The organism is Lutispora sp. (assembly GCF_041687175.1).
In the GTDB taxonomy this organism is placed as follows: Bacteria; Bacillota; Clostridia; order Lutisporales; family Lutisporaceae; genus Lutispora.
In genome coordinates, this window is the sequence record NZ_JAWLCK010000196.1 from 1 (window position 1) to 3461 (window position 3461).

Consider the following 3461-nt stretch of genomic DNA (forward strand, 5'->3'; position numbering starts at 1 on the left):
CTATGAAGGTTATAAGAGCGAATAGTATATAAGCTCCATTTTTATTTATTTGGGCAATGATTTTTTTCTTATCCCATATATATTTCATCGTAATTATGGCAATATAAGTCATACATAAAACGTATAAATTTGATATGGTCATATATAAAATATCATTCTGGATTGTATTTAATGAGATGCTAAAAATCTTAACCATTACTAAACCGAGAACAGATTCATTGATTAATGCAACTGTATATATGAGAACTGTATAGTAGAAGGATTTGATGATATTGTCTATTATAAAAGTATTGGTAAAAAGCACTGTAACAAATAAAACAATAGATATTTTCAGTAAGGAAGTAACATTATCATAATATTTGCAACTTCTTATTAAAGCATTGAAAAAAGCAAAACAGAATATAAAGCCAATAGCATTTTTTTTATTAAACTCATAGCTCGATAGCTTAATTACTGAAATATAAAACATGATACCCATGATCAAAGACATAAAAAAGTTAACTATTAAAAGCATCAACAATCCCCCTTTTGTATCTTCTTGAAAGGGGACAGCGATCGCCATTTATCATAATAACATCGTTCTTATCTATGCAGCTTATCTTCTTTATGTTAACCATATATGACTTATGGCAAACCATGATGCTGTCAACTCCAACAGAAGTCAGCTTGTCCCTAACATCCTTCAATGTAGAAAAGAAGCTTATCTGTCCTGTTTCAATATGAATTATTATTTTATTTTTAATAACCTCTATATATATGATATCTCTTGCATCTATCCTGTACTGTTTCCAGCCTGATTTTATATTTAATATATAATCCTTTTTATCTTCATCATCTTTTATAAACTTCTTCTCTTTTTCCAAGTTACAGATCGTCTCAATACAATATATGACATCATTCTTGTTAACAGGTTTTACTATATAATCAACCACATTCAACTTGTATTTATAGGTCAAAAAAGCAAACTTCTCATAGGCAGTTATAAATACTATGTATGAAGAAGAATCTTTTTCTCTTATTAATCTTGCCATATCGATTCCGTTTATTGATGAATTTAATTCAATATCCAGAAAATATACAGTAGCAGCTTTATTATTCTTTATGTATTCCACAACTTTGTCAGGACTTTTCTCAACCATAACTATCTTGCCAATATTTAATTCATCTATTATGGGTTCAATTATACCTCTAATACTCTCGGAATGAGTATCATCACAAATGACAAAGTTAAGCAAGAAACTCACCCCACAACCGTTTCTATAATATATAAACATTATTAATATTAGTAATTATTGGTTAATACTATTATAGCAAAGTGAAAATATCTTCTCAACTTTCACAGGCACTTAACTTACCCTTCAATACGTAGTATTCATATTAAAAACATAAACCTAAGAATGTCCTTACCCATTTAGTAAATTGACAAACAAAGCTATATATAGTACATTCAGAATGATATTTACTGAATTATGGAGGCAGGTTCGATGGCTAAGAAAAAATACTATGGAGTGAAAAAAGGAAAAGTTGTCGGTGTATTTGAATCCTGGGATGAGTGTAAAAACAGCATAGAAGGATTTAGCGGAGCAGAGTACAAATCCTTTCCCACTTATGAAGAAGCTCAAGCTTATGCTGAGGGTATGGATATAACGGAAATACATAAAAAGCTTGCTGAAGAGTCAAATACGGTGATTGCCTATGTGGATGGCAGTTATGATGACAGTCAGAAAAGGTACTCCTTTGGATGTGTCATAATCACTCCCCAGGGAGAGATAATATGCGAAAGCGGTGCCAATGAGGATCCTGAGGCTGTGGTTAGCAGAAATGTGGCTGGAGAGCTGATGGGCACCATGTTTGCAGTGAGATGGGCATATAGCAATGGGTATCTTAACATATTGATCAGGCATGACTATGAAGGCATAGCCAAGTGGTTTACAGGTCTATGGAAAGTTAACTCCTATTGTGCAAAAAAGTACATGGAATACATGAATAAGTATAGAAATGTGATGAAAATATCCTTTGAAAAAGTTACAGCCCATTCAGGGGATAAATATAATGAAATGGCGGATGAGCTGGCTAAGAAGGCTTTAAAATAGAACCTCTCGGTCTTTTGACCAAGAGGTTCTATTTGCTATTTAATCTCTATTCTGTTTCTCTTCTTTGGAGTTTGGTCTTTCTTAGGTAATACTATTGAAAGAACACCGTTTTCAAATTTAGCAGAAATCTGATCTTCTACTACATTTTCAATATAGAAGCTTCTACAGAAGCTGCCGCTTCTTCTTTCTCTCCTGATGTAGTTCTCTTTTTCCACATTGACTTCTTCATTTCTTTCTACAGCAATAGTGAGTCTGTCGTTATTAAGCTCAATATTTATATCTTCTTTGTTTACACCCGGCAAGTCTGCTTCTACGATGTATTCTTTATCATTTTCCTTTACGTCTACCCTCATTTGACTATCTCCCATAAACCACGGGGACATAAATGAATCATTGAAGAAGTTATCAAATAAACTGTCTATATTAAAAATGTCTTTGCTTCTGCTAGCCAGGCCTCTATTTCTTCTACCGTATGGAATTAAATACATATACTACACCTCCATAAAGTTTGACTTTGACTTTCTTTGACCTTTGATTATATTATATAATATTCCAATTAAACTTCAATTGTCACCATAGCTAAAATACTCCAATATTTTTTGATTATACAAAAATATTTAAAGGTATATCTATATTTCTCAATATATCTCTATATATGGAAGCTTTTCTACTTGTCTAATTTCTGTGACTTTCACTGAGCTAACACTAATAAAATTCTCCATCACTGCATCAATGACCTGTCAGCTTCTATGGGAGTTTAGCCTTTGTTTAATTAAGGATGGTCCATTAGATATATCAGGGTTTTAGTAACATAAGTTTTTAATCTGAATAAACTGATTATGTGTATATATTTGCTAGAGGGTGATTTAGATGTTTATAAATGGATCAAATCCCTATCGAAACCTTATTGCCGGAGTTAATTCAGAAGTACCTCTTAAAGATGGAAGCTATGCTTCCTATATCAACTTTGATAATGCAGCAACCACCCCTCCTTTTATACCTGTTGTCAATAGAATAGTTGACTTTTCACAATGGTATTCATCTATACACAGAGGAACAGGATATAAATCAAAAGCCTCCTCAGAAATTTATGACAGTTCAAGAAAGGCTGTGCTGGACTTTGTAGGAGGCACATGGGGTAAAGATTGTGTAATCTATGTTAAGAATACTACTGAAGCTATAAATAAACTTTCCAACATGTATAAAGAAATATATGGAACCGGTGTCATATTATCAACCTTTATGGAGCATCATTCAAACGACCTGCCTTGGAGGAATAAATTCCATGTGGATTATGTGAACATAGACCAAGAGGGAAGACTTGATTTGGAGGATATGGAGAAAAAGTTGCAGACATATGGAGAACAG

Annotated in this window: 5 protein-coding genes; 2 read left to right on the forward strand and 3 right to left on the reverse strand. The window is 32.6% G+C overall.

What is annotated here, in order from left to right; genetic code table 11:
- Positions 1–514, reverse strand: a 514-nt coding sequence (locus ACESM9_RS15100; RefSeq protein WP_373000601.1) for a hypothetical protein, incomplete at its 3' end; no start/stop codon positions are given.
- On the reverse strand, positions 498–1235 hold the full coding sequence (locus tag ACESM9_RS15105) for a LytR/AlgR family response regulator transcription factor (protein ID WP_373000605.1): 738 nt from the start codon (positions 1233–1235) through the stop codon (positions 498–500). The genes ACESM9_RS15100 and ACESM9_RS15105, both read right to left, overlap by 17 nt.
- A gap of 249 nt (positions 1236–1484) precedes the next feature.
- Here ACESM9_RS15105 and ACESM9_RS15110 point away from each other — a divergent pair, with 249 nt between their 5' ends.
- Positions 1485–2093, forward strand: a complete 609-nt coding sequence (locus tag ACESM9_RS15110) for a viroplasmin family protein (protein ID WP_373000607.1) — start codon at positions 1485–1487, stop codon at positions 2091–2093.
- A gap of 35 nt (positions 2094–2128) precedes the next feature.
- On the opposite strand, the gene ACESM9_RS15115 is transcribed toward ACESM9_RS15110, so the two are convergent.
- Complete coding sequence (locus ACESM9_RS15115) at positions 2129–2581, reverse strand: Hsp20/alpha crystallin family protein (protein WP_373000610.1); 453 nt, start codon at positions 2579–2581, stop codon at positions 2129–2131.
- 382 nt (positions 2582–2963) lie between these two features.
- Between ACESM9_RS15115 and ACESM9_RS15120 the strand changes: the two genes are divergently transcribed.
- A partial coding sequence (locus ACESM9_RS15120) for an aminotransferase class V-fold PLP-dependent enzyme (RefSeq protein ID WP_373000613.1) occupies positions 2964–3461 on the forward strand: 498 nt, incomplete at its 3' end.